This window comes from Streptomyces sp. NRRL F-2580, assembly GCF_000720115.1.
In the GTDB taxonomy this organism is placed as follows: domain Bacteria; phylum Actinomycetota; class Actinomycetes; order Streptomycetales; family Streptomycetaceae; genus Streptomyces.
The window spans coordinates 395,766-420,811 of sequence record NZ_JOIR01000005.1; the positions used below are offsets into that span (position 1 = coordinate 395,766).

The 25,046-nt window shown below is 72.0% G+C and carries 20 protein-coding genes; 15 read left to right on the plus strand and 5 right to left on the minus strand.

Going from position 1 to position 25,046, the window contains the following annotated elements; all coding sequences use genetic code 11:
* Positions 1 to 38: 38 nt before the first annotated feature.
* Positions 39 to 3,422: a helicase-related protein gene (locus IF88_RS0107860; RefSeq protein ID WP_037805549.1), complete on the minus strand. Its 3,384-nt coding sequence runs from the start codon at positions 3,420 to 3,422 to the stop codon at positions 39 to 41.
* Between the two features lie 337 nt (positions 3,423 to 3,759).
* Here IF88_RS0107860 and IF88_RS0107865 point away from each other — a divergent pair, with 337 nt between their 5' ends.
* From IF88_RS0107865 to IF88_RS0107900, 8 genes are all read left to right on the plus strand, one after another.
* Positions 3,760 to 5,736, plus strand: a complete 1,977-nt coding sequence (locus IF88_RS0107865; protein ID WP_030708651.1) for an acyl-CoA dehydrogenase family protein — start codon at positions 3,760 to 3,762, stop codon at positions 5,734 to 5,736.
* A gap of 91 nt (positions 5,737 to 5,827) precedes the next feature.
* The gene (locus IF88_RS0107870; RefSeq protein WP_030708653.1) at positions 5,828 to 7,150 is read left to right on the plus strand and encodes a hypothetical protein; all 1,323 of its coding nucleotides are present in this window, start codon (positions 5,828 to 5,830) and stop codon (positions 7,148 to 7,150) included.
* A gap of 20 nt (positions 7,151 to 7,170) precedes the next feature.
* Positions 7,171 to 8,424, plus strand: a complete 1,254-nt coding sequence (gene dxr, locus IF88_RS0107875; RefSeq protein ID WP_030708654.1) for a 1-deoxy-D-xylulose-5-phosphate reductoisomerase — start codon at positions 7,171 to 7,173, stop codon at positions 8,422 to 8,424.
* Complete coding sequence (locus tag IF88_RS0107880; protein ID WP_030708655.1) at positions 8,421 to 9,722, plus strand: M50 family metallopeptidase; 1,302 nt, start codon at positions 8,421 to 8,423, stop codon at positions 9,720 to 9,722. Before dxr ends, IF88_RS0107880 begins: the two co-directional genes overlap by 4 nt.
* A gap of 177 nt (positions 9,723 to 9,899) precedes the next feature.
* On the plus strand, positions 9,900 to 11,057 hold the full coding sequence (ispG, locus tag IF88_RS0107885) for a flavodoxin-dependent (E)-4-hydroxy-3-methylbut-2-enyl-diphosphate synthase (RefSeq protein ID WP_030708656.1): 1,158 nt from the start codon (positions 9,900 to 9,902) through the stop codon (positions 11,055 to 11,057).
* Between the two features lie 173 nt (positions 11,058 to 11,230).
* Positions 11,231 to 12,076, plus strand: a complete 846-nt coding sequence (locus IF88_RS0107890) for a GNAT family N-acetyltransferase (protein WP_030708657.1) — start codon at positions 11,231 to 11,233, stop codon at positions 12,074 to 12,076.
* 113 nt (positions 12,077 to 12,189) lie between these two features.
* Entirely contained in the window at positions 12,190 to 12,732 is a 543-nt protein-coding gene (locus IF88_RS0107895; RefSeq protein WP_030708660.1) for a GNAT family N-acetyltransferase, read from the plus strand.
* A 42-nt stretch (positions 12,733 to 12,774) separates the two neighbouring features.
* On the plus strand, positions 12,775 to 14,472 hold the full coding sequence (locus IF88_RS0107900) for a proline--tRNA ligase (protein ID WP_030708662.1): 1,698 nt from the start codon (positions 12,775 to 12,777) through the stop codon (positions 14,470 to 14,472).
* A 137-nt stretch (positions 14,473 to 14,609) separates the two neighbouring features.
* Here IF88_RS0107900 and IF88_RS0107905 read toward each other — a convergent pair whose 3' ends face one another.
* From IF88_RS0107905 to IF88_RS0107920, 4 genes are read right to left on the minus strand one after another with little or no spacing between them, the layout of a single operon-like run.
* Entirely contained in the window at positions 14,610 to 15,557 is a 948-nt protein-coding gene (locus IF88_RS0107905) for a slipin family protein (RefSeq protein WP_051836563.1), read from the minus strand.
* A 42-nt stretch (positions 15,558 to 15,599) separates the two neighbouring features.
* Complete coding sequence (locus tag IF88_RS0107910; protein WP_030708666.1) at positions 15,600 to 16,502, minus strand: aminoglycoside phosphotransferase family protein; 903 nt, start codon at positions 16,500 to 16,502, stop codon at positions 15,600 to 15,602.
* Positions 16,503 to 16,518: 16 nt separating this feature from the next.
* Positions 16,519 to 16,986: a ferritin-like domain-containing protein gene (locus tag IF88_RS0107915; protein ID WP_030708668.1), complete on the minus strand. Its 468-nt coding sequence runs from the start codon at positions 16,984 to 16,986 to the stop codon at positions 16,519 to 16,521.
* Positions 16,983 to 17,525: a hypothetical protein gene (locus IF88_RS0107920; RefSeq protein WP_030708670.1), complete on the minus strand. Its 543-nt coding sequence runs from the start codon at positions 17,523 to 17,525 to the stop codon at positions 16,983 to 16,985. Before IF88_RS0107920 ends, IF88_RS0107915 begins: the two co-directional genes overlap by 4 nt.
* 156 nt (positions 17,526 to 17,681) lie before the next feature.
* Here IF88_RS0107920 and rimP point away from each other — a divergent pair, with 156 nt between their 5' ends.
* The 7 genes from rimP to truB all read left to right on the plus strand — a co-directional run bounded on the left by rimP (position 17,682) and on the right by truB (position 24,830).
* A complete protein-coding gene (gene rimP / locus IF88_RS0107925) occupies positions 17,682 to 18,215 on the plus strand; it encodes a ribosome maturation factor RimP (RefSeq protein WP_030708672.1) in 534 nt (177 codons plus the stop codon).
* Between the two features lie 2 nt (positions 18,216 to 18,217).
* The gene (gene nusA / locus IF88_RS0107930; protein ID WP_030708674.1) at positions 18,218 to 19,228 is read left to right on the plus strand and encodes a transcription termination factor NusA; all 1,011 of its coding nucleotides are present in this window, start codon (positions 18,218 to 18,220) and stop codon (positions 19,226 to 19,228) included.
* Positions 19,229 to 19,397: 169 nt separating this feature from the next.
* Positions 19,398 to 19,685 carry a YlxR family protein gene (locus IF88_RS0107935; RefSeq protein ID WP_030708676.1) on the plus strand — a complete coding sequence of 96 codons (288 nt, stop codon included), beginning with the start codon at positions 19,398 to 19,400 and terminating at the stop codon, positions 19,683 to 19,685.
* 148 nt (positions 19,686 to 19,833) lie between these two features.
* Complete coding sequence (gene infB / locus IF88_RS43250; protein WP_078892758.1) at positions 19,834 to 22,956, plus strand: translation initiation factor IF-2; 3,123 nt, start codon at positions 19,834 to 19,836, stop codon at positions 22,954 to 22,956.
* A gap of 185 nt (positions 22,957 to 23,141) precedes the next feature.
* Entirely contained in the window at positions 23,142 to 23,435 is a 294-nt protein-coding gene (locus IF88_RS0107945) for a DUF503 domain-containing protein (protein WP_030161467.1), read from the plus strand.
* A gap of 28 nt (positions 23,436 to 23,463) precedes the next feature.
* Positions 23,464 to 23,925 (plus strand): 30S ribosome-binding factor RbfA, encoded by a 462-nt coding sequence (gene rbfA, locus IF88_RS0107950; RefSeq protein WP_030708679.1) that lies wholly within the window; start codon positions 23,464 to 23,466, stop codon positions 23,923 to 23,925.
* Positions 23,922 to 24,830: a tRNA pseudouridine(55) synthase TruB gene (truB, locus tag IF88_RS0107955; protein ID WP_030708681.1), complete on the plus strand. Its 909-nt coding sequence runs from the start codon at positions 23,922 to 23,924 to the stop codon at positions 24,828 to 24,830. The genes rbfA and truB overlap by 4 nt, the downstream gene beginning before the upstream one ends.
* Positions 24,831 to 25,046: the final 216 nt, after the last annotated feature.

Sequence of the window (25,046 nt, forward strand, 5' to 3'; positions counted from 1 at the left end):
TGGCCTTCGAGCGGAGGGCGGGGTGCGGCTGTCGTGCCTCAGAGGGGCTCCACACCGCGTTCCCATTCGGCCTTCCACGTGCGGCGCAGGTCGTCGACGTACTGGTCGAGGACGAGGTCGGCGAAGGGGTTGAGCACGTAGCGGACCCGGTCGTTGGATCCGTCGGGGGTCTCGGGGTCGACGGCGACCAGGGCGAGCCGGTAGCGGGGCTCGGCGTTCTTGGCGCAGCCGACCTCGCTGGTGGTGACCGTGAAGGTGTCGGCGCCCAGCACCCGCCCCTTCACCTCGATGAAAAGCAGGTGGCCGTCGGGCATGAGGGAACGGATGTCGAAGCCCTTGTTGGAGTGCGGCATCTCCTCGGGCACCCGGCCGAGCCGGCGCTCGGCGGCCAGTACGGCGTCGACGGCCCGGCGCTCGGTGACCGTGGTGTCCGGGGCGAAGCCGTCCGGGGCCGGAGGTTCCCCGGCGGGGCCGGGGACGACCGAGGCGGGCAGGACGAGCGCGGCGCTGATGATCTGCGGCGGGTGCGCGTCGATCCGGGCTTCGAGGTCGAGGTCGGCTTGGCGGCGTTCGAGCCGGGCCTCCAGGGACCGGGCGCGCTCGCGGGCGGTGGCCGGCGAGATACGGATCTTCCTGCCGGCCGCCTGCGCCTCCGCGAGCTTGATCGACTCGCCGTCCCAGTAGTTCATCTGGGCCATCAGCCGTCGGCGTACGAGCTTGCGCGTGCGCTCGACGGCCGGGAGCACGCGGGCGACGACGTCGGCGCGGTGCTCCGGCAGACCGTGCTCGACCGCCCAGTCCCGGGCGATCCCCTCCACCCCTTCGGCGAGCCACGCCGAGGACAGCTCGGAGGCGACGGCACGGGCCAGCGCGGTGTGCTGCCCGGGGTCCAGGCCCGTGGGCAGGGACAGGTCGAGGTACGGTGCGGGGCCGGCCGGCCGCGCGGTTGCGTCCGGCTGGACGCAGACGTACGAGAACCTCTTGCCGATCGCGGTGCCGTGTCCGTCCGAGAGCTCTTCCAGCAGGGTGAACACGAGCCGGGGCGTGGTGGCGTTCCGGTCCAGGAAGGTGGCCCCGCGGGTCAGGGCGTCGCCGTACCCGGCCAGGACCTCGGTGATGATCGCGTCCATCAGCGGATGACCGGGGGCTATGAGCTCGGCGTCCGGGCGGCCGGACATCACCACGGCCGACGGTTCGAAGGTGACGCGTGCGTAGCGCGGGCTGACCGTACGCCTGCCCTCGCGCAGGACGGCGGGCACCTGCGTCAGCTCGAACCGGTCCTTCTCCCGCCTGGAGGCCCGCCCGCCCAGGGCGCGCAGGGACTCCATGACGAAGGCCTGCACGAAGTGCGGCTGCATGCGCCGGGCCCGGGCCTCGTCCATCCGCCGCCGCAGCCCGGCCAGCTCCTCCGTCCCGATCTCCGGGGTGGCCAGGGCGCGTTCCCTGAGCAGTTCCCGGAGGCCGTCGGAGACGGACCGGTCGATGACCTGGTCCAGGTACGCCCGGACCTCGGGCCGCTCGCCGTAGCGGACGGCCCGCATGAGCAGGTCGCGCAGGGGCTCGTCCGCGAAGGCGTTCTCTCCCAGGACGTCGAAGGCCTTGCCGCCGTAGGCGCGCCGCTGCTGCTCGATCTTGGTCAGCAGCCGCTGGAAGACCTCGCCCTCCCTGGTCCCGGAGGCCACGAGGTTCCACAGCCGGCAGACCTCACGCTGGCCGATGCGGTGGATGCGTCCGAAGCGCTGCTCGATCCGGTTGGGGTTCCAGGGGAGGTCGTAGTTGACCATCAGGTGGGCGGCCTGGAGGTTCAGGCCCTCGCCGGCGGCGTCGGTGGCGATCAGGACGTGGCAGCGCGGGTCGTTGGTGAACTCGGTGCGGACCTCCCGGCGCGCCTGCCGCGCCGTCCCGCCGTGGATCGTGCGCACGGCGTCGTCGTCGCCCAGCAGGGTGGTGACACGGCCCGCGAGGTAGTCGAGGGTGTCGCGGTGCTCGGTGAAGACGATGAGCTTGAGCGGGGCCCGCCCGGCCCCGTTCAGACCGTCCTCACGGGCCTTCAGCACGAGGGAGCGCAGTTCCTGCCACTTGCGGTCCTCGCCCGAGGACCGCACCCGCAGGGCGATCTCCTCCAGGCGTGCCAGGACCGCGAGCTCGGCGTCCAGCTCGGCCGCGGTGCGGGCGGCGGTGGCGGAGTCCAGGACCTCGTTCTCCAGCTGCTCCAGCTCGGCGGAGCCCAGCTCGTCGGGGTCGAAGTCGTCCGGGTCGAACGAAGGCGCCCCGGGCGGGGGGACGAACGGGCCCGCCAGGGTCTGCTCGCGGTGGGTGCGCAGGCGGGCGATGCGGCGCCGGATCGACTGGTGGATCGCCTCGGGACTGGACGCGAGGCGCCGCTGCATGACGGTGAGCGCGAAGCCGACCGTACGCCGCCTGCCGTCGGCCTGCTCGGCCCTGTTCATCTCCGTGCGCACGTACGCGGTGACCTCTTCGTACAGGAGCATCTCCTGCGGGGAGAGGGCGTACGCGACGGTCTCCGCCACCCGCTCGGGGAAGAGCGGCTTGCCCTCGAAGGTGAGGAGGTCCTCCTTGACCATCCGGCGCATCAGTCCGGTGGTGTCGGTGGAGTGCACGCCCTCGCGGTACCGGCCGGCGTACCGGTCGGGGTCCAGCAGGGCGAGGAAGGTCTGGAAGTCGGCCTCCGACCCGGAGTGCGGGGTCGCCGTCATGAGCAGGTAGTGCCGGGTGATCCCGCCGAGCAGCCGGCCCAGTTCGTAGCGGCGGGTGCGCTTGAGCTCGCCGCCGAACCAGGAGGCGCTCATCCGGTGGGCCTCGTCCACGACGACGAGGTCCCACTCCGACCCGGCGAGCAGCGCCCGCCACTCGTCGTTGCGGGCCAGCTGGTCCATGCGCGCGATCAGCATCGGGTGGCGGCGGAACGGGTCGCCGTCGCGGTCGGCCTCGGCGAGGTCGCGGCTGAGGACGGTCATCTCGATGCCGAACTTTTCCGCGAGTTCGGTCTGCCACTGCTCGACCAGGCCACCGGGCGCGACGATCAGGCAGCGCTGCACGTCGCCGCGGAGCAGCAGTTCCTTGAGGTACAGGCCGGCCATGATCGTCTTTCCGGCCCCCGGGTCGTCCGCGAGCAGGAAGCGCAGGGAGCCGGGCCGGCTCAGCATGGAGCCGTACACGGCGCGGATCTGGTGGGGCAGCGGGTCGATGTCGCTGCTCTCCACCGCCTGCATGGGGTCCGACAGGCCGGCGTGCCGCATCCGCAGCGCCTCGGCGGCCAGCCGGAACCGGCCGGGGTCGGCGTCGAACGACCACCGCGAGCGCGGTGCCTGCGGCCGGAGCGAGGCGATGTCGGCCAAGGGGACGCCGGTCAGGGGGACGCCGGTCAGGGGGATGCCGGGCTGGACATCATCGACGCGCATGGAGCCTTCTCTTCGGCCTGGCGCCGAGCGGCCCCGGCCGCTCCATCGTAGCCAGGACGAGGCGCTCGTCCGCCCTGTTCGATCATGAAAGTCACCGGCCGGCCGGCCGTCGCGTGCGGCGCGGTTCGGACAGATGAGTGAAGATGCCGCCCCGATCGCCGCCGTGTCCGGGCGGGTCGGCGAGAAACCGCAGGTCGGGAGGCCTGTCGGGAAGTCGGTGCGCGGGGGCCCCGGCCGTTCCCCTTTTCCATCCCGCCGACATGGGGTACGACTCACAGGTAGCACCGGCTGGTAATCCGTTGAACCCCCCGACTCCGGCGGCGAGGTGAGTCCCCTCATGTCCGCAACACAGCCCGCACAGCCAGCACAGCCCGTACAGCCCGGCGGCACGCAGCCCAAGGTGACCGAGCGCGAGGCACGGCAGGTCGCGGAAGCGGCCCGGGAACAGGACTGGCGCAAACCCAGTTTCGCCAAGGAACTCTTCCTCGGACGGTTCCGGCTCGACCTGATCCATCCCCATCCGCTGCCCGCCGACGAGGACGTCCGGCGCGGCGAGGCCTTCCTGGCCCGGCTGCGGGCCTTCTGCGAGACCGAGATCGACGGTGCCCGCATCGAGCGCGAGGCGAGGATCCCCGACGAGACCGTGCGCGGGCTCAAGGAGCTCGGCGCCCTCGGCATGAAGATCGACCCCAAGTACGGCGGGCTCGGCCTCACCCAGGTCTACTACAACAAGGCGCTCGCCCTCGTCGGCTCGGTCAGCCCGGCCATCGGCGCCCTGCTCTCCGCCCACCAGTCGATCGGCGTGCCGCAGCCGCTGAAGATGTTCGGCACGCAGGAGCAGAAGGACACCTACCTGCCGCGCTGCGCCACCACCGCGATCAGCGCCTTCCTGCTCACCGAGCCGGACGTCGGCTCCGACCCGGCGCGGCTGGCCACCACCGCCGTGCCGGACGGGGAGGACGCGTACGTCCTCGACGGCGTGAAGCTGTGGACCACCAACGGGGTCGTCGCGGACCTCCTCGTCGTGATGGCCCGCGTCCCGAAGTCGGAGAACCACCGCGGCGGGATCACCGCCTTCGTCGTGGAGGCCGACTCCCCGGGCATCACCGTCGAGCACCGCAACGCCTTCATGGGCCTGCGCGGCCTGGAGAACGGCGTCACCCGCTTCCACGGCGTACGGGTCCCGGCCGCCCAGCGCATCGGCGCCGAGGGCGCCGGCCTCAAGATCGCCCTGACCACCCTCAACACCGGCCGGCTGTCGCTCCCCGCCATGTGCGTCGGCGCCGGGAAGTGGTGCCTGAAGATCGCCCGCGAATGGTCCTCGGTACGCGAGCAGTGGGGCCGGCCCGTCGCGAGGCACGAGGCGGTCGGCGCCAAGATCTCCTTCATCGCCGCCACCACCTTCGCCCTCGAAGCGGTCGTGGACCTCGCCTCCCAGATGGCCGACGAAGACCGCAACGACATCCGCATCGAGGCCGCCCTCGCCAAGCTCTACGGCTCCGAGATGGCCTGTCTGATGGCCGACGAGCTGGTCCAGATCCGCGGCGGACGCGGCTTCGAGACCGCCGACTCGCTGGCCGCCCGCGGCGAGCGCGCCGTCCCCGCCGAGCAGATGCTCCGCGACCTGCGGATCAACCGGATCTTCGAGGGCTCGACGGAGATCATGCACCTGCTGATCGCCCGCGAGGCCGTCGACGCCCACCTCTCGGTGGCCGGCGACCTCATCGACCCCGACAAGGCACTCGGCGACAAGGCGAAAGCCGGCGCCCGAGCCGCCGGGTTCTACGCCCGCTGGCTGCCCAAGCTGGCCACCGGCCCCGGCCAGGTCCCCGGCACCTACCGGGCATTCCACCCCAGCGGCCACCCCGACCTCGCCACCCACCTGCGCTACGTGGAACGCAGCGCCCGCAAACTCGCCCGGTCCACCTTCTACGCCATGTCCCGCTGGCAGGGCCGCATGGAGACCAAACAGGGCTTCCTCGGCCGGATCGTCGACATCGGCGCCGAGCTGTTCGCGATGAGCGCGGCGTGCGTCCGTGCCGAGCACCTGCGCGCCACCGGTGAGCACGGCCGCGAGGCGTACCAGCTGGCCGACGCCTTCTGCGAGCAGTCCCGGCTGCGCGTCGAGGAACTCTTCGGCCGGCTCTGGGCCAACACCGACGACCTCGACCGCAAGGTCGTCGCCGGAGTCCTCACCGGCACCTACGCCTGGCTGGAGGAAGGCGTCCTCGACCCCTCCGGCGACGGCCCCTGGATCGCGGACGCCGCCCCCGGACCCTCCACTCAGAAAAACGTGCACCGCCCCATCCGCTGACCTGCGATCATCGCCGGACGTCGGACAGACGTACGAAGATGAGTACGAGTACTGGTACGCGTACGAGCACAGCGCGAGGCGGACGAGAACGATGCCGACGGCCGAGGAAGACCGCGCCAGCCGACGGCTGGCCTGGTGCGTGGCGCACCTGCTGCGCCACGCACCGGACCACGTCGTCACCGACATGACCCGCCGGCTCGACGGGCCCGCCCTCAAGTACCTGTGCCGGGACGAATGGCTGGCGGCCTCGACCGTCACCCTGCTGCTGCGCCACGGCGGCGCGACCGACCGGACCTACATCGCCCGCAACCCCCGCGTCGTCGGCCGGCCGCTGCCCGGCCTGCCCGGCCCCGCCCGCTACGCCCGCCGCCGGACCCCGCCGGAACTCCTGCCGGTGCTCCGCGCCGAGCTCGGCCGGGACCCCGGCGAGGAGCCGCTCACCGCGGCCGAACTGATCGGCCTGCTGCGCCGCCACGGCCGGCGCGGCCCCAGGGTCCCGCTGGACATCCTGGCGCTCCGCCACCGCCCCGATCCCGAACTGCTGCTCGCCGAGCACCTGCGCCGGCCGCTGCCCGCCGGCTCCGTCGAGGCCCTGCTGCTCGTCGAGGACCTGCCCCCGGAGACCGTGCGCGGGCTGCTCGCCACCACGGCGGCGGACGAGCGCTCCTGGCACCGGCCCGCCGTCCGCGCCGTGCGGATGGGCCGCGTCACGCACGAGGAACTCGTCGCCCACGTGGCCCCCGCACGCCACACCCTGCTCCTCGGCCACCTCCCCGCCCTCCGCTCCCTGCGCTGGACCCTGCCCGAACAGGCCGGCATGCAGACGGCCGTGATGCGGGCCCTGCGCCCGCTGGGGGACGACCCGCGCCTGTGGGCGGAGCTGCTCAGGCACGCCCCCGGCCACCCGGGCCCGCTGCCCTCGCTCGTGGCCGCCGTGACCGACGGGACCCTGCCCGAGCCGGCCGCCGCGCGGGAGCCGGGCCCCGAGCTCATCCGGGCGGTGCGCCACCTGGCCCCGGCGGCCGCCGAGCCGCCCGGCGAGGTGGAGCGCGAGCTGGCCCTGGCCAGCCTCGCCGTCCCGATGGACAGCGTCGAGGAAGACATCCGCTGGGTGCGCGACTGCCTCGACCGCGGCCTGCTCACCGGCATCGACGTGATCCGGCACAAACTGCCGGCCTGCTGGGCCCTCGACGAGGACCACTGGCTCGGCGAGGTGGACCACCCCGACCGGCACGACCACCCCGAGGCCGTCCTCGCCGCCCACGCCGAGGCCGACCGGCTGTTCGCCGCGGCCCTCGGCGAGGACCCGGACGCCTGGTGGCGCGTGGCCCGCACCCTCCCGGACTTCGCCGGAACCCTCCCGCACCTGCTGCTCCGCGTCACGGAAGGGGGCTCCGTGTCCGGCCGCTCCTGACTTCCGGCAACAATGGGGGCATGAGCGACCGCCCAGCCCCCCTCGCCGATCCGCACCTCCTCTTCGACCCCGCGGCCGGCCTCCGGGACATCGTCATCCTCGGGTCGACCGGGTCCATCGGCACCCAGGCCATCGACCTCGCCCTGCGCAACCCGGACCGGTTCCGGGTCACCGCACTGTCCGCCGCCGGCGGACGGGTCGGGCTGCTGGCCGAGCAGGCCCGGCTGCTGCGGGTCACGACGGTGGCCGTCGCCCGCGAGGACGTCGTACCGGCTCTGAAAGAGGCGCTGAGCGCCCAGTACGGTCCGTCCGAGCCCCTGCCCGAGATCCTGGCCGGACCGGACGCCGCGACCGAGCTCGCCGCCTCCGAGTGCCACACCGTCCTCAACGGCATCACCGGTTCCATCGGCCTGGCGCCGACCCTCGCCGCCCTGCGCGCGGGCCGCACCCTGGCCTTGGCCAACAAGGAGTCGCTGATCGTCGGCGGCCCGCTGGTCAAGGCCCTCGCGAAGCCCGGCCAGATCATCCCGGTGGACTCCGAGCACGCGGCGCTGTTCCAGGCGCTCGCCGCCGGCACCCGGGCCGACGTGCGCAAGCTCGTGGTCACCGCCTCCGGCGGGCCCTTCCGCGGCCGCACCCGCGCCGAGCTGGCGAACGTCACCGTCAAGGACGCCCTCGCGCACCCCACCTGGGCCATGGGCCCGGTGATCACGGTCAACAGCGCCACCCTGGTCAACAAGGGGCTGGAGGTCATCGAGGCGCACCTGCTCTACGACATCCCCTTCGACCGCATCGAGGTCGTGGTCCATCCGCAGTCCTACGTGCACTCGATGGTGGAGTTCACGGACGGCTCCACGCTCGCCCAGGCGACCCCGCCGGACATGCGCGGCCCCATCGCGATCGGCCTCGGCTGGCCCCAGCGGATCCCGGACGCGGCCCCCGCCTTCGACTGGACCAAGGCCTCCACCTGGGAGTTCTTCCCCCTGGACACCGAGGCCTTCCCCGCCGTGGGCCTGGCCCGGCACGTGGGCACCCTCGGCGGCACCGCCCCCGCCGTGTTCAACGCGGCCAACGAGGAGTGCGTGGAGGCTTTCCTGGCCGGCCGGCTGCCGTTCACAGCAATCATGGATACCGTCTCTGCCGTGGTCGATGAGCACGGGACACCGGAGTCGGGAACTTCCCTGACCGTCCAGGACGTCCTTGAAGCTGAGGCCTGGGCCAGGGCCCGGGCGCGGGAGATGGCGGCGCGGGCCGCCGTGGAGGCGCGCGCATGACACTACTGATGACGGTGCTCGGGGTCGTGGTCTTCGCGGTCGGCCTGCTGGTCTCCATCGCGTGGCACGAGCTGGGGCACCTGTCCACGGCCAAGCTCTTCGGCATCCGCGTGCCGCAGTACATGGTGGGCTTCGGCCCGACCGTCTGGTCGCGGCGCAAGGGCGAGACCGAGTACGGGATCAAGGCCATCCCCATGGGCGGCTACATCCGCATGATCGGGATGTTCCCGCCCGGCGAGGACGGCAAGGTCACCGCCCGCTCCACCTCACCGTTCCGGTCGATGATCGAGGACGCGCGCTCGGCCGCGTACGAGGAGCTCCAGCCCGGGGACGAGAGCCGGCTCTTCTACACGCGCAAGCCGTGGAGGCGCGTGATCGTGATGTTCGCCGGCCCCTTCATGAACCTGGTCCTGGCCGTGGCGATCTTCCTCACCACGCTGATGACCTTCGGGCTGAACACCCAGACCACCTCGGTCGCCACCGTCTCGGACTGCGTCATCCAGCAGAGCGAGAAGCGCGACAAGTGCGCCCCCGGCGACCCGGCCGCCCCCGCCAAGGCGGCGGGCCTGAAGGCGGGCGACAAGATCGTCGCCTTCAACGGCCGCGCGGTCCGGGACTGGTCCGCCCTGCAGAAGGACATCCGCGCCACCGTCGGCCCCGCCACCATCACGGTGGAGCGGGCCGGGGAGCGCGTGGACCTCACGGCGAACCTGATCGAGAACAAGGTCGCCAAGACCGACGGCAGCGGACGGTACGTCAAGGACGAGTACGTCACCGCCGGCTTCCTCGGCTTCGCCCCCGCCTCCGGCTACGTCCCGCAGTCCTTCGGCCAGTCCGTCGACCGCATGGGCGAGATGATGGAAGCCGGCGTGCAGTCGCTGGTCCAGCTGCCGTCCAAGGTCCCGGACCTGTGGAACGCGGCCTTCAACGGCGCCGAGCGCAAGCAGGACAGCCCGATGGGCGTCGTCGGCGCGGCGCGGGTGAGCGGTGAGATCTTCACCCTCGACATCCCCGCCCAGCACCAGCTGGTGTTCTTCCTCAACCTGCTGGCCGGCTTCAACCTCTCGCTGTTCCTCTTCAACATGCTGCCGCTGCTCCCGCTCGACGGCGGGCACATCGCCGGCGCCCTGTGGGAGTCGGTCCGGCGCAATGTCGCGCGGGTCTTCCGGCGCCCCGACCCCGGCCCCTTCGACGTGGCGAAGCTGATGCCCGTCGCGTACGTGGTCGCCGGTCTGTTCATCTGCTTCACCCTGCTGGTGATGGTCGCGGACGTGGTGAACCCCATCAAGATCACCTAGTCGGCGCGGGGTCCCACCCCGCGTCCACGGGAGCCGGGCACACATCGTGCCCGGCTCCCTACGTTCGGGTGGCTCACCCCCCTCGGATGCACGAGGCGCCCCGGGCTTGGCGTAATCTCGAAGCCTGGAGCCCGCCGAATTCGGGACCTTGATCCACACCTTGGGGTTGCACAGCAGATGACTGCCATCTCTCTCGGAATGCCGGCCGTGCCGACGAAGCTTGCCGACCGCAGGGTCAGCCGCAAGATCCAGGTCGGCAGGGTCGCCGTCGGTGGCGACGCACAGATCTCCGTGCAGTCGATGACCACCACCAGGACCTCGGACATCGGGGCGACGCTCCAGCAGATCGCCGAGCTGACCGCCTCCGGCTGCGACATCGTCCGCGTGGCCTGCCCGACGCAGGACGACGCCGACGCGCTCGCGGTGATCGCGAAGAAGTCACAGATCCCGGTGATCGCCGACATCCACTTCCAGCCCAAGTACGTGTTCGCCGCGATCGACGCCGGCTGCGCCGCGGTCCGCGTGAACCCGGGCAACATCAAGCAGTTCGACGACAAGGTCAAGGAGATCGCGCGGGCCGCGAAGGACGCGGGCACCCCGATCCGGATCGGCGTCAACGCGGGCTCGCTCGACGCGCGGCTGCTGAAGAAGTACGGCAAGGCCACCCCCGAGGCGCTGGTCGAGTCCGCGCTCTGGGAGGCCTCCCTCTTCGAGGAGCACGGCTTCAGCGACATCAAGATCTCGGTCAAGCACAACGACCCGGTCGTCATGGTCAACGCCTACCGGCAGCTGGCCGCCGCCTGTGACTACCCGCTCCACCTGGGCGTCACCGAGGCCGGCCCCGCCTTCCAGGGCACCATCAAGTCCGCCGTCGCCTTCGGCGCGCTGCTCTCCGAGGGCATCGGCGACACCATCCGCGTCTCCCTCTCGGCCCCGCCGGTCGAGGAGATCAAGGTCGGCATCCAGATCCTGGAGTCGCTCAACCTCAAGCCGCGCCGCCTGGAGATCGTCTCCTGCCCGTCCTGCGGGCGCGCGCAGGTGGACGTCTACAAGCTGGCCGAGGAGGTCACGGCGGGCCTGGAGGGCATGGAGGTCCCGCTGCGCGTCGCGGTCATGGGCTGCGTCGTCAACGGCCCCGGCGAGGCCCGTGAGGCCGACCTCGGTGTCGCCTCCGGCAACGGCAAGGGCCAGATCTTCGTCAAGGGCGAGGTCATCAAGACCGTCCCCGAGTCGAAGATCGTGGAGACCCTCATCGAAGAGGCCATGAAGATCGCCGAGCAGATGGAGAAGGACGGCGTCACGAGCGGCGAGCCCACCGTCGCCATCGGAGTCTGAGTCCTCAGGGCTCGGCTCGCTCGCACGCCCAAGCTCGATCAGTGGCCCTGGCCCTGGCCCCGTCCCCGCAGTTCGCGGGCGGGGCCGGGGCCTTTTCGTGACCTGCGACGCGGCGTCGCCAGGCATCGCCGGGTACAGTGCGGAGATCAGCAGACTTGCATGGTGAGGCCCCAGTGTTGACGCAGACCACCACCCGGGTCCTTGACCCCAGTGATCTCGACGCCGCGCTCGACATCCTCGGACGCGAGCCGGTCGAGAACGCCTTCGTCACCTCCCGGGTCCAGGTCGCCGGACTCGACCCCTGGCGCCTGGGCGGCGAGATGTGGGGCTGGTACGCCGACGGCGAGCTCCGCTCGCTCTGCTACGCCGGCGCCAACCTGGTCCCCGTCTGCGCCGAGCCCGACGCCGTCCGCGCCTTCGCCGACCGCGCCCGCCGCACCGGCCGCCGCTGCTCCTCCATCGTCGGCCCCGCCGAGGCCACCCGGCTGCTGTGGCAGCTCCTGGAGCCCAGCTGGGGACCGGCCCGCGAGGTCCGCTCCCACCAGCCGCTCATGGTCATCGAGCACCCGTCCACCACGGTCGAGGCCGACCCGCGGGTCCGCCGGATCCGCAAGGACGAAATTGACCTGATCATGCCCGCCTGCGTGGCCATGTTCACCGAGGAGGTCGGCATCTCGCCGATGGCCGGGGACGGCGGGCTGCTCTACCAGGCCCGTGTCGCCGAGCTCGTCGCCGGAGGCCGCTCCTTCGCGCACATCGACGACGGCAAGGTCGTCTTCAAGGCGGAGATCGGCGCCGCCACCGCGCGTGCCTGCCAGATCCAGGGCGTGTGGGTGGCCCCCGAGTTCCGCGGCCGCGGGCACTCGGAGACCGGGATGGCCGCCGTCGTCGCGTACGCGCTGCGGGACGTCGCTCCCGTGGTCAGCCTCTACGTGAACGACTTCAACACCGCCGCGCGAGCCGCCTACCGCCGGGTCGGCTTCCGCGAGGTCGGCGCGTTCATGAGCGTGCTGTTCTGAGCGTGCCTTTTCGATCGGGGCCACCGGTTCCCCACCGCCCCGATCGAAAAGGCCGCCCCCGGACCCCGCCGATGGCATTCCGGCACGCCCCTACCGCGAAGTAAGGTCGCCGCATGCTGCCTTCCGGACTCCGCATCGGCCCCCTCGACCTCGCCGCCCGCGTGGACGAGGCCCTGCGCGTGCAGGCCGTCGCCTTCGGCCTCAGCGAGGAGGAGGTGGGCATCCGGCGCTACATCGTCCAGCGCCACATGACCTGCCGCGGCGCCCGCGCCCTCGGGGCGTTCGCCGAGGACGGGGCCCTCACCGGGTTCGTCTACGGGATGCCGAACGACCGGACCCACTGGTGGTCCACGATCGTCGAGCCCTACCTGCGGGCCGGCGGACACGAGGGCTGGCTCGACGACTCCTTCGTGATCACCGAACTGCACGTCCACCCCGGCTTCCAGGGCCACGGAGTGGGCCGCGAGCTGATCACCCGGATCACCGACGGCGCCGCCGAGCCCCGCTCGATCCTCTCCGCCGTCGACACCGAGAGCCCCGCCCGCGGGCTCTACCGGGCCCTCGGCTACACCGACCTCGCCCGCCAGGTCCACTTCCCGAGCGCGAGCCTCCCGTACGCCGTCATGGGCGCCACACTGCCGCTGAGCAGGCACTGAATTGATTACCGGGGCCCCCGCGGGCCCCGGTAACCTCCCGGCATGTCTACGCAACACGTGCAGCGCATGTCCCGCCTCATGGCCAAGACCCTCCGCGAGGACCCGGCCGACGCCGAAACCCTCAGCCACCGGCTCCTGGTCCGCGCCGGCTACGTCCGGCGCAGCTCGGCCGGAGTGTGGACGTGGCTGCCGCTCGGCAAGCGGGTCCTCGACAACGTCTCGCGCATCGTCCGCGAGGAGATGGACGCCATCGGCGCCCAGGAGGTGCTGCTGCCGGCGCTGCTGCCGAAAGAGCCGTACGAGGTCAGCGGGCGCTGGTCGGAGTACGGGGACCTGCTCTTCCGCCTCAAGGACCGCAAGGGCGCCGACTACCTCCTCGGCCCCACCCACGAGGAGATCTTCACCCTGGTCGTCAAGGACCAGTGCACCTCGTACAAGGACCTGCCGGTCATGCTGTACCAGATCCAGACCAAGTACCGGGACGAGGCGCGGCCCCGGTCCGGCGTGCTGCGCGGGCGCGAGTTCCAGATGAAGGACTCGTACTCCTTCGACGTGTCCGACGAGGGGCTGGAGGAGTCCTACCGGCTCCACCGCGAGGCGTACGTCCGCATCTTCGAGCGGCTCGGCCTCGACCACCGGATCGTGTCGGCGGTGTCGGGCGCGATGGGCGGCTCGGCCTCGGAGGAGTTCCTGGCCCCGGCCGGGGCCGGCGAGGACACCTTCGTGGACTGCCCGTCCTGCGACTACGCGGCGAACACCGAGGCCGTGACCTTCGCCCTGACCCCCGTGGCCGCGGAGCACCCGCTGCCGGAGGAGGTGGACACCCCGGACACCCCGACCATCGAGACCCTCGCGGCGCACCTGGGCGTCCCCGCCTCGGCGACCCTGAAGAACCTCCTCGTGAAGGTGGACGGCGAGATCGTGGCCGTGGGCGTGCCGGGCGACCGCGAGGTGGACCTCGGCAAGCTGGGCGAGCACCTGGCCCCGGCGGTGGTCGAACTGGTCACGGCCGAGGACTTCACGGACCGGCCCGACCTCGTGCGCGGCTACGTGGGCCCGCAGGGCCTGGACAAGGTCCGCTACCTGGCCGACCCGCGGGTCGCGCCCGGCACGGCCTGGGTGACCGGGGCCAACCGGGCGGACACGCACGTGCGCAACGTCGTCTGCGGCCGCGACTTCGAGGTGGACCAGTACCTCGACGTGGTGGTCGTCGAGCCCGGCGACCCCTGCCCGAACTGCGGCGCCGGACTGCGCCTGGACCGGGCCATCGAGATCGGCCACATCTTCCAGCTGGGCCGCAAGTACGCCGACGCCTTCGGCCTCGACGTCCTCGGCAAGGAGGGCAAGCCGGTCCGCGTCACCATGGGCTCCTACGGCATCGGCGTCTCGCGGGCGGTGGCCGCGCTCGCCGAGCAGACGGCGGACGAGCGGGGGCTGTGCTGGCCGGCGGCGGTGGCGCCGGCCGACGTCCACGTGGTGGCCGCGGGCAAGGCCGTGCCGCTGGCGCTGGCGGAGGAGGCGGCGACCGCCCTGGCCGGCTCCGGCCTGCGGGTCCTGCTGGACGACCGGCCCGGGCTGTCGCCGGGCGTGAAGCTCACGGACGCGGAGCTGATCGGCGTACCGTGGATCCTCGTGGCGGGCCGACGCTCCGCGGAGTCGGTGGTCGAGCTCCAGGACCGCGCGTCCGGCACCCGCGAGGAACTCCCCCTGGCCGAAGCCCTGTCCCGCCTGACGCGCTGACCGCGCGGACGCCGGCGAAGCCGAAGGACCGGGTCGCCGCCCCGCACCCCGGGCCTCAAACGCCGGCGGGGCTGAAAGATCGCCTCAAGGACCGGGTCCGGGCGGAGCCCTGGGGGCACAGGAGGCCCGCGCGGCGGCTAGTCGCGCGGCCCGTCAGGCTCATGCTCCGGCGACGGCGCGTCCAGCATCAGGCCGGGCTCCGAGCCGTCGAGCGCGGCCGACGCCCGGGCGTCGGCCGCCGCGTCGGCGACCTCGGCCGGCCCGGGGCCTTCGGAAGCCGGGCCGGCCGGGGCCGGTTCTTCGGGCGCGGCCGTCGCCGGAGGCGAAGGGGCCGCGCGTTCCAGGAACCGCAGCAGTTCCACCGGAAACGGCAGCACCAGCGTCGAGTTCTTCTCGGCGGCGACCGCGACGACCGTCTGCAGCAGCCGCAGCTGCAGCGCCGCCGGCTGCTCCGACATGACCTCCGCCGCCTCGGCCAGCTTGTGCGAGGCCTGCAGCTCCGCGTCCGCGTTGATCACGCGCGCCCGCCGCTCACGGTCCGCCTCCGCCTGCCGGGCCATCGACCGCTTCATCGTCTCCGGCAGGGAGACGTCCTTGATCTCGACCCGGTCGATCTGCACGCCCCAGCCCACCGCCGGGCTGTCGATCATCAGCTCCAGACCCTGGTTCAGCATCTCCCGGTTGGACAGCAGATCGTCCAGGTCGGACTTTCCGATGATCGACCTGAGCGAGGTCTGCGCCATCTGCGAGACCGCGAACCGGTAGTCCTCCACCGCCACGATCGCGCTCGCCGGGTCGACGACCTTGAAGTACACGACCGCGTCCACCCGCACGGTGACGTTGTCCCGGGTGATGCCCTCCTGCGCGGGCACCGGCAACGTCACGATCTGCATGTTCACCTTGTGGAGCCGGTCGATGACCGGAACGACCATCGCGAAGCCGGGCGGCCGTATCTGCTCGCGCAGTCTGCCGAAGCGGAAGACCAAGCCCCGCTCGTACTGCTTCACCACCCGGGCCGCGGCGCCCACGTAGATCCCGACGCCCACACCCGCGGCGATCGCCGCTGTCAGCAGTTCTTCGACCATGACGGCCCCCTGCCGGACGTACCTTCCTACCTACGGTATGCCCTACAGCCAGGCCGCGAACTCCAGCAGCAGCTCCGCGTCGCGGCGCCGTCCGGCGGCCAGGGCCCGGTTGCCCGACTCCACGGCCCGGAAGAGCGTCCAGCCCCGCAGCCGGTCCCGGTCCACCTCCAGGGCGTCGGCCAGCTTGTTCACCCGGCGCCGGGCGCCCGCCGCCCCCGCCGACGAGGCCACTTGGTCCTCCAGCCGGTCCCGGACCAGCCGTGCCAGGTCGTACGCCCGCTCGCCGACCAGCGGGTCGGGTCCCACCGTCAGCCACGGCGCCCGCTCGCCCGCGAGGACCTTGCCCTGCCGGAAGTTGCCGTGCAGCAGCAGTTCCTCCAGCGGGGCCGCGACCAGTTCCTCACGCATCGCCAGGGCCGTGTCGGCCAGGGCCCGGACCTCCGCCGGGGCCACCCGCAGCGCCGCCGCCTGCTGCCCGGTGCGCTCCGCCACCGTCTCCCAGACGTGCCCGGCCGGCGGGGCCACCCACAGCCTGCGCAGGGTGCCGCTGGCCTCCAGCAGCGCCTTCGCCTCCGGCAGCGACCGCAGCGACACCTCCGGGTGCAGCCGCTCCAGCAGCAGCGCCCCGTCGTCCTCGTGATGCCGGGTGTCGAGGATCCGTACGGCGCCGAAACCGCCCCAGTGGGCCAGCGCGGCCAGTTCCCGGTCGGGCCGGGCGTGCGGCGGCGCCAGCTTCAGCGCGGCCGGGGTCCCGTCCGCGTACGTGACGAGGACCACCAGGCTGCTGCGGCCGCCGGGCGCCTGGACCCGCTGGGCGCGTACCCCGCGCCGGGACAGCGCGGCCTCGGTGAGTCGGGGCAACTGCCCCAGCCAGTCCTCGTCCTGCGCCGTTTCCGGCATCTCGCCGAGCGCCCGTACAAGCCGCTGCGGCGGTTCGAAAGCCATGCGTGCGTGGTCCCTTTCAGCTGTGCTGGGCCCGTTGCGCCTCGTCGGCGCGTTCCGCGAGCCCAGGGAAGGCTACGCCGACACCGCGCCAGCGTGCCGCGCGCACGGCCGCGGCGCTCAGCGCGTCGGCCGCCTCGCGGCGCAGCGGACCCTCCGCCGCGCGCACCAGATCGGAGTACGCACCCGCCACCCGGTCCTCGACCACCGCGGCCAGCCGTTCGGCGTCGGCCTGCCCGCGCACCTCGAACGGCAGCGCGTAAGCCGCCTCCGCGGGCCGGGGCGCACCGCCCAGTTCCCGTACGGTCCGGGCGAGCGCGTCACGGCGCGCGAGGTGGGCGCCGTACGCCTCACGGGCCTCGGTCGCGCGGGCGCCGGTGGTGCGGGCGCCGATCACCCCGTAGCCGTAGGCGGCCGCGTGCTCGGCGGCAAGTGCGGCCTGGGCGGCCTCCAGGGCCCGGCCGGCGGCGGGGGGTTCGGGCTTCACGACGTGGCTCCGGGGGTCGAGGTCAGCAGGTACGCGTGGACGGCGCCGCAGGCGGCGACCGAGGCCAGCATCCGGGCCAGCTCGCCCGGGGCCCCGGCCAGATCGATGGTGCGGGCTTCCGACAGGCTCCGCTCGGCGTCCGCGAGGGCGGTCAGGGCTTCCGCGGGCTTCGGGGGCACCGGCTCGCCGCCCGGCGCGGGCGCGGCGGCCCCCGTGCCGCCCGAGGCGGACGCGGAGGGCGACGGCGAGCCGGCCGAAGCCGGGGCCAGGGCCGCGGAGTGCGCGGCGACGGCGGCGCGCAGCGGCGCCAGCCGGGCGGCCAGGGCCGGATGGGCGGCGGCCGTGGCGTCGTAACGTTCCAGCAGGCGCGTACTGTCACGAACGGCCGCCTCCCGCATCCGCCGTTCGAGTGGAATCCCGCTCTCGCCTGCGGCCGGGCGGTCGTCGGAACACCCCGTCAGCAGCGCGGCTCCGGCCACGCCGGCGGCTCCGGCGAGCAGGCTCCGGCGCGAGGGTCTCGAAGGCAGAGTCCAGGGCACGGCGACGTCCTCGGGGGTGATGGCGGGGCAGGGTGTGATCACGGTACCCGGGGCCCCGTCCACAGGGCGGACGGCAACACCCTCCGACACCGGATACCCTTTGACCTGACACACGACGGAAATCACAACAGCACACGCGGCCGAGGAGTCACCCGGATGAGCACCACCCAGAGCGACAGGCTGCGCGGACTGCTGGAGCCGCTCGTCGCCGCCAAGGGCCTGGACCTCGAAGAGATCGAGATGTCGCGGGCGGGCAAGCGCCGGATGCTGCGGATCATCGTGGACTCCGACGAGGGCGTGGAGCTGGACGCGTGTGCGGAGCTGAGTCGCGAGGTCTCCGACAAGCTCGACGAAACCGATGTGATGCTCGACGAAACCGATGTGATGGGTGAGGACGAGTACGTCCTCGAAGTGAGCTCGCCGGGCGCCGACCGCCCGCTGACCGAGCACCGTCACTACGTGCGGGCCATCGGCCGTCTCGTGAAGTTCCAGCTGTCCGCCGGGGGGGACGAGGCCGCCGGGGAACTGGTCGCCCGCATCCTCGACGTCGACGACGAGGGACTGGACCTCGAAGTCCCGGGCGTGAAGGGCCGCAAGGCGACCGCCCGCCGTATCGCTTTTACCGACATCGCCAAGGCGCGTGTCGAGATCGAGTTCAACCGCAAGGACAAGAAGGAAGAGGAGGCGTAGCCGTGGACATCGACATGAGTGCCCTGCGGGGTCTGGTCCGGGAGAAGGAGATCTCCTTCGACCTGCTCGTCGAGGCGATCGAGTCGGCCCTCCTCATCGCGTACCACCGGACCGAGGGGAGCTTCCGCCGCGCACGCGTCGTGCTGGACCGCACCAACGGTCACGTGGTCGTGTGGGCGACGGAAGACCCGAGAGATCTCGAAGAGGGCCAGGAGCCCAAGGAGTTCGACGACACCCCGTCGGACTTCGGCCGGATCGCCGCGACGACCGCCAAGCAGGTGATCCTGCAGCGTCTGCGCGACGCCGAGGACGACCTGACCTTCGGCGAGTTCGCCGGCCGTGAGGGCGACGTCATCACCGGCGTGGTGCAGCAGGGCAAGGACCCGAAGAACGTCCTCGTCGACATCGGCAAGCTGGAGGCCATCCTGCCGGTGCAGGAGCAGGTCCCCGGTGAGGAGTACACGCACGGTCTGCGCCTGAAGGCGTACGTCGTGCGGGTGGCGAAGGGTGTCCGCGGTCCGTCCGTGACCCTCTCCCGCACCCACCCCAACCTGGTGAAGAAGCTCTTCTCGCTGGAGGTCCCGGAGATCGCCGACGGCAGCGTCGAGATCTCGGCGATCGCGCGTGAGGCTGGTCACCGCACCAAGATCGCCGTGCGGTCCACCCGCTCGGGCCTGAACCCGAAGGGCGCCTGCATCGGCCCGATGGGCAGCCGCGTGCGCAACGTCATGGCCGAGCTGCACGGCGAGAAGATCGACATCGTCGACTGGTCGGACGACCCGGCGGAGATGGTCGCGAACGCGCTGTCACCCGCTCGGGTGAGCAAGGTCGAGGTCGTCGACTGGGACTCCCGGTCCGCCCGGGTGACCGTGCCCGACTACCAGCTGTCGCTGGCCATCGGCAAGGAGGGCCAGAACGCCCGCCTCGCCGCGCGGCTCACCGGCTGGCGCATCGACATCCGTCCCGACACCGAGGCGTCCCCGGACGCGGACCGGGACCAGGGCGGGGAATAAACCGGTACCGGCCGGGGCTACCCGGACGGTAGACAGGGCGTACGGCCGCCGCCGAGGCGGTGCCGTACGGCCGCTGCGAAGGCAGCGGATCAAGACAACACAACAGCCGTTCGATTTTTCACCCGCCACTTGTCGGGAGAGAGGTCGGTGCGGGGAGGTAGACTTAGGCGTGTCTGGCCGGACGCAAGCCCGCGCATGCCCCGAACGCACCTGTGTGGGGTGTCGGGAGCGAGCGGCCAAGAGCGATCTGCTGCGGATCGTGGCGATCGAGGACGCATGCGTCCCCGATCCTCGCGGTACGCTGCCCGGCCGGGGTGCCTACGTGCACCCCGCCGTGGTCTGCCTCGACCAGGCGGTCCGCCGCCGAGCGTTCCCCCGGGCCCTTCGGTCCGCCGGAGCACTCGACACGGCGGAACTGCGCAAAGCCCTGGTCGACGAGGCCGGGGCCACACCGTAAGACGTAGAACGGCACGGATACCCCGTGCGGTCAGGTACCTCGCGAGTTGGAAGTAGGTCGAGATTGCGATGAGCACTCGATGAGTACGCGATGAGTACGCCCATGAAGTAGCAACGGTCCGGCGTAACCCGGACCTAAAAGGAGCGAAGTGGCTAAGGTCCGGGTATATGAACTCGCCAAGGAGTTCGGAGTTGAGAGCAAGGTCGTCATGGCCAAGCTCCAGGAACTCGGTGAGTTCGTCCGTTCGGCGTCCTCGACGATCGAGGCGCCGGTTGTGCGCAAGTTGACCGATGCACTGCAGGGGCCCGGCGGCAACGCCGGCAAGTCCGCTGCCAAGCCTGGTGCGCCCCGCAAGGCGGCGCCCGCCAAGCCCGGGGCTCCGACCCCGGGTGCCGTTGCACGTCCCGCTGCGCCGAAGCCCGGCGCACCGGCCCCCAAGCCGGTCGTCGCGGAGGCTCCGGCCGCCGCAGCGCCCGCCCCGGTGACTCCGGCCGCCTCCGGCCCGCGTCCCGGCCCGAAGGCTCCGGCCGCCCCGAAGCCCGCTCCGGCGGCGCCCGTGGCGACCGAGTTCTCCGCGCCTCCGGCGGCTCCGGCCGCCCCGGCGCGCACCGAGCGTCCCGCCGCCGCGGCCCCCGGTCCCCGTCCGGCGCAGCAGCGTCCGGCCCAGGGTGGCCAGGCCGGCGCCCGTCCCGGCGCCCCGCGTCCGGCCGGCGCCACCCCCGGTGGTCAGGCCCCGCGCCCCCAGGGTGCGCAGGCCCCGCGTCCCCAGGGCGCCCGTCCGGCCGGTCCCCGTCCGGGCAACAACCCCTTCACCTCTGGTGGCTCCACCGGCATGGCGCGCCCGCAGGCGCCCCGTCCGGCCGGCGCTCCCCGTCCCGGTGCCCCCGGCGCCGGTGGCGGCCAGGGTGCTCCCCGCCCGCAGGGCGGCCCCGGCGGCGCCCCGCGTCCGCAGGGTCCCGGCGGCGCCCGTCCGACCCCGGGCGGCATGCCGCGTCCGCAGGCCGGCGCCCCGCGTCCCGGTGGTGCCCCCGGTGGTAACCGTCCGAACCCGGGCATGATGCCGCAGCGTCCCGCTGCCGGTGGTCCCGGCCCCCGTCCCGGTGGCGGCCCCGGTGGCCGTGGTCCCGGTGCGGGCGGTGCCCGTCCCGGTGGCGGCGCTGGTCGTCCCGCGGGCGGCGGCTTCGCCGGCCGTCCGGCCGGTCCGGGCTCGCGTCCCGGCGGCGGTGGCGGCTTCGGCGGTCCCCGTCCCGGTGGCGGCGGCTTCGGTGGCGGTCCGGCCGGTGCCGGTGGCGGCGGTCGTCCCGGCTTCGGTGGTCGTCCCGGCGGTCCCGGTGCCCGTGGTGGCACGCAGGGTGCCTTCGGCCGTCCCGGTGGTCCGGCCCGTCGTGGTCGCAAGTCCAAGCGTCAGAGGCGCCAGGAGTACGAGGCCATGCAGGCCCCGTCCGTCGGCGGCGTGATGCTGCCCCGCGGTGGCGGCGAGACCGTTCGCCTGTCGCGCGGTGCGTCCCTCACCGACTTCGCGGAGAAGATCAACGCCAACCCGGCGTCGCTCGTCGCCGTGATGATGAACCTCGGCGAGATGGTCACTGCCACGCAGTCCGTCTCCGACGAGACGCTCGAGATGCTGGCCGGCGAGATGAACTACGTCGTCCAGATCGTCAGCCCGGAGGAAGAGGACCGCGAGCTCCTCGAGGGCTTCGACATCGAGTTCGGCGAGGACGAGGGCGGCGAGGAATACCTCATGCCGCGTCCGCCGGTCGTGACCGTCATGGGTCACGTCGACCACGGTAAGACCCGACTGCTGGACGCCATCCGCAAGACGAACGTCGTTGCGGGCGAGGCCGGCGGCATCACGCAGCACATCGGTGCGTACCAGGTCGGTACCGAGGTCAACGGTGAAGAGCGCAAGATCACCTTCATCGACACCCCCGGTCACGAGGCGTTCACCGCCATGCGTGCCCGTGGTGCGAAGTCGACCGACATCGCGATCCTCGTGGTCGCGGCCAACGACGGCGTCATGCCGCAGACGATCGAGGCGCTCAACCACGCCAAGGCCGCCGGCGTCCCGATCGTCGTCGCGGTCAACAAGATCGACGTCGAGGGTGCCGACCCGGTCAAGGTGCGCGGTCAGCTCACCGAGTTCGGTCTGGTCGCCGAGGAGTACGGCGGCGACACGATGTTCGTCGACATCTCCGCCAAGCAGGGTCTGCACATCGACTCCCTGCTCGAGGCCGTCGTCCTCACCGCCGACGCCTCGCTCGACCTCCGCGCCAACCCGGAGCAGGACGCTCAGGGTATTGCGATCGAGTCCCACCTCGACCGCGGCCGCGGTGCCGTCGCCACCGTCCTCGTCCAGCGCGGTACCCTCCGCGTCGGCGACACGATGGTCGTGGGCGACGCCTACGGCCGAGTGCGCGCCATGCTCGACGACAAGGGCAACAACGTCGAGGAAGCGGGTCCGTCGACCCCCGTCCTGGTCCTGGGTCTCACCAACGTCCCCGGCGCCGGCGACAACTTCCTCGTCGTCGACGAGGACCGTACGGCCCGTCAGATCGCCGAGAAGCGTGCTGCGCGTGAGCGCAACGCCAACTTCGCCAAGCGCGTCCGTCGTGTGTCCCTCGAGGACCTCGACTCCGTGCTCAAGGCCGGTCTGGTCCAGGAACTCAACCTCATCATCAAGGGCGACGCGTCCGGTGCGGTCGAGGCTCTCGAGTCCTCGCTGCTCCAGCTCGACGTCGGTGAAGAGGTCGACATCCGGGTCCTGCACCGCGGCGTGGGTGCGGTCACCGAGTCCGACATCTCGCTGGCGATGGGCTCCGACGCCATCGTCATCGGTTACAACGTCCGTGCGGCCGGCCGTGCCGCGCAGATGGCGGACCGCGAGGGCGTCGACGTTCGCTACTACTCGGTGATCTACCAGGCCATCGAGGAGATCGAGGCGGCTCTGAAGGGCCTCCTCAAGCCGGAGTACGAAGAGGTCGAGCTCGGTACGGCGGAGGTCCGCGAGATCTTCCGCTCGTCCAAGCTGGGCAACATCGCCGGTGTCCTCATCCGGTCCGGCGAGGTCAAGCGCAACACCAAGGCGCGGCTCCTGCGCGATGGCAAGGTCATCGCGGAGAACCTCAACATCTCCGGTCTGCGCCGCTTCAAGGACGACGTCACCGAGATCCGCGAAGGCTTCGAGGGCGGTATCAACCTCGGCAGCTACAACGACATCAAGATCGACGACGTCATCGCGACGTACGAGATGCGCGAGAAGCCCCGCGCGTAAGCGCGAGGCGGTTCGCACCGTGTCGTAACTCGTAACACCGGGGCCGGTCGGCGGAATATCCGTCGATCGGCCCCGGCCGTTGCGTGTACGGTTCTGGTGACCCGGCCGCGCGAGCGCCGGGTGATCCTGCCGGGCGAGGGCCCGGCAGGCCACCGAACCCGCACCGGCGGGATATCCGGAACTGCATGTACGTGGGGACTCTGTCCTTCGACCTGCTCCTCGGCGACGTCCACTCGCTGAAGGAGAAACGCTCCGTCGTCCGGCCCATCGTGGCCGAGCTCCAACGCAAGTTCTCCGTGAGCGCGGCTGAAGTGGGCGACCAGGACCTGCACCGCAGGGCCCGTATAGGGGTCGCTCTGGTGAGCGGGGACACGGGGTTCCTCTCGGATGTACTGGACCGCTGCGAGCGGCTGGTCGCGGCACGTCCGGAAGTGGAGCTGCTGTCCGTACGACGGCGCCTCCACGGTGATGAAGACTGACAGCAAGACATAAGAAGGAGACGGACCAGTGGCCGACAATGCGCGGGCGAAGAAGCTGGCGGACCTCATCCGGGAGGTGGTGGCGGAGAAGCTGCAGCGTGGTGTCAAGGACCCCCGCCTCGGTACGCACGTGACCATCACGGACACCAGGGTCACCGGCGACCTGCGGGAGGCCACGGTCTTCTACACGGTCTACGGAGACGACGAGGACCGCGCCAGCGCGGCAGCGGGCCTGGAGAGCGCCAAGGGCGTCCTGCGCTCCGCGGTCGGCCGGGCGGCGGGCACCAAGTTCACGCCCACCCTGACCTTCGTCGCGGACGCCCTCCCGGAGAACGCCAAGACCATCGAGGACCTCCTCGAGAAGGCGCGCACCTCCGACGCCCAGGTGCGCGAGGTGTCCTCCGGCGCGCAGTACGCCGGCGACGCCGACCCGTACAAGAAGCCGGGCGAGGACGCCGACGACTCCGACGAGGACGCAGCCGCGGAATGAGCACCAACGCAGGGAAGACGCCGGACGGCCTTGTCATCGTCGACAAGCCGTCCGGCTTCACTTCGCACGACGTGGTCGCCAAGATGCGCGGGATCGCCAAGACCCGCCGCGTCGGCCACGCCGGCACGCTCGACCCGATGGCGACGGGCGTGCTGGTCCTGGGCGTCGAGAAGGCCACCAAGCTCCTCGGCCACCTCGCGCTCACGGAGAAGGAGTACCTCGGCACGATCCGGCTGGGGCAGAACACCCTGACGGACGACGCCGAAGGCGAGATCACCTCCTCCACGGACGCCGCCGGGGTCACCCGGGACGCCGTGGACGCCGGCATCGCCAAGCTGTCCGGCGAGATCATGCAGGTCCCGTCCAAGGTCAGCGCCATCAAGATCAAGGGCGTGCGCTCCTACAAGCGCGCCCGGGACGGGGAGGACTTCGAGATCCCGGCCCGTCCGGTGACCGTCTCCTCCTTCCAGGTGTACGACATGCGGGAGGCGGAGGCCGAGGACGGCACCAAGGTCGTCGACCTCGTCGTCTCCGTCGTCTGCTCCAGCGGTACGTACATCCGCGCCCTCGCCCGCGACCTGGGCGCCGACCTCGGCGTCGGCGGGCACCTGACCGCGTTGCGGCGCACCCGGGTGGGCCCGTACAAGCTCGACCGGGCGCGGACCCTGGACCAGCTCCAGGAGGAGCTGACCGTCATGCCCATCGACGAGGCGGCCGCCGCGGCCTTCCCGCGCTGGGACCTGGACGCCCGGCGGGCCTCGCTGCTCGCCAACGGCGTCCGGATCGACATGCCGGAGGAGTACGAGTCCGGCCGCACGATCGCGGTCTTCGGACCGCAGGGGCAGCTGCTCGGCCTCGTCGAGAGCAAGAACGGGAAGGCGAAGTCCCTCGCGGTCTTCGTCTGATCCTTTGACGTGGAACGGTGAGCGCACATGGACTGCTGCTCACCGCTCCACGACCCCCCTCGGGTAGGTCTCTATCCACCCGGACCCCCGTATTCACCCGTCCGAGCAGGCGCTCGGAGTGAATGGAGGGAGCGTAAGGGGGCGCGTTCGCCTCGCGTGCTTTTCGTGCTGATCTTCACCTGCCTACCGTCGTGACCACGGGGCGTTGCGGGGGAG

Bases quoted from the DNA above. Each gene is read 5' to 3' on its own strand.
- dxr (WP_030708654.1), top strand. From the start codon at position 7,171: ATGAGCGACCGCCCAGCCCCCCTCGCCGATCCGCACCTCCTCTTCGAC.
- IF88_RS0107900 (WP_030708662.1), top strand. From the start codon at position 12,775: ATGTCTACGCAACACGTGCAGCGCATGTCCCGCCTCATGGCCAAGACC.
- IF88_RS0107860 (WP_037805549.1), bottom strand. From the start codon at position 3,422: ATGCGCGTCGATGATGTCCAGCCCGGCATCCCCCTGACCGGCGTCCCC.
- IF88_RS0107865 (WP_030708651.1), top strand. From the start codon at position 3,760: ATGTCCGCAACACAGCCCGCACAGCCAGCACAGCCCGTACAGCCCGGC.
- rimP (WP_030708672.1), top strand. From the start codon at position 17,682: ATGAGCACCACCCAGAGCGACAGGCTGCGCGGACTGCTGGAGCCGCTC.
- ispG (WP_030708656.1), top strand. From the start codon at position 9,900: ATGACTGCCATCTCTCTCGGAATGCCGGCCGTGCCGACGAAGCTTGCC.
- truB (WP_030708681.1), top strand. From the start codon at position 23,922: ATGAGCACCAACGCAGGGAAGACGCCGGACGGCCTTGTCATCGTCGAC.
- IF88_RS0107910 (WP_030708666.1), bottom strand. From the start codon at position 16,502: ATGGCTTTCGAACCGCCGCAGCGGCTTGTACGGGCGCTCGGCGAGATG.
- IF88_RS0107880 (WP_030708655.1), top strand. From the start codon at position 8,421: ATGACACTACTGATGACGGTGCTCGGGGTCGTGGTCTTCGCGGTCGGC.
- IF88_RS0107895 (WP_030708660.1), top strand. From the start codon at position 12,190: ATGCTGCCTTCCGGACTCCGCATCGGCCCCCTCGACCTCGCCGCCCGC.
- IF88_RS0107945 (WP_030161467.1), top strand. From the start codon at position 23,142: ATGTACGTGGGGACTCTGTCCTTCGACCTGCTCCTCGGCGACGTCCAC.
- IF88_RS0107905 (WP_051836563.1), bottom strand. From the start codon at position 15,557: ATGGTCGAAGAACTGCTGACAGCGGCGATCGCCGCGGGTGTGGGCGTC.
- IF88_RS0107870 (WP_030708653.1), top strand. From the start codon at position 5,828: ATGCCGACGGCCGAGGAAGACCGCGCCAGCCGACGGCTGGCCTGGTGC.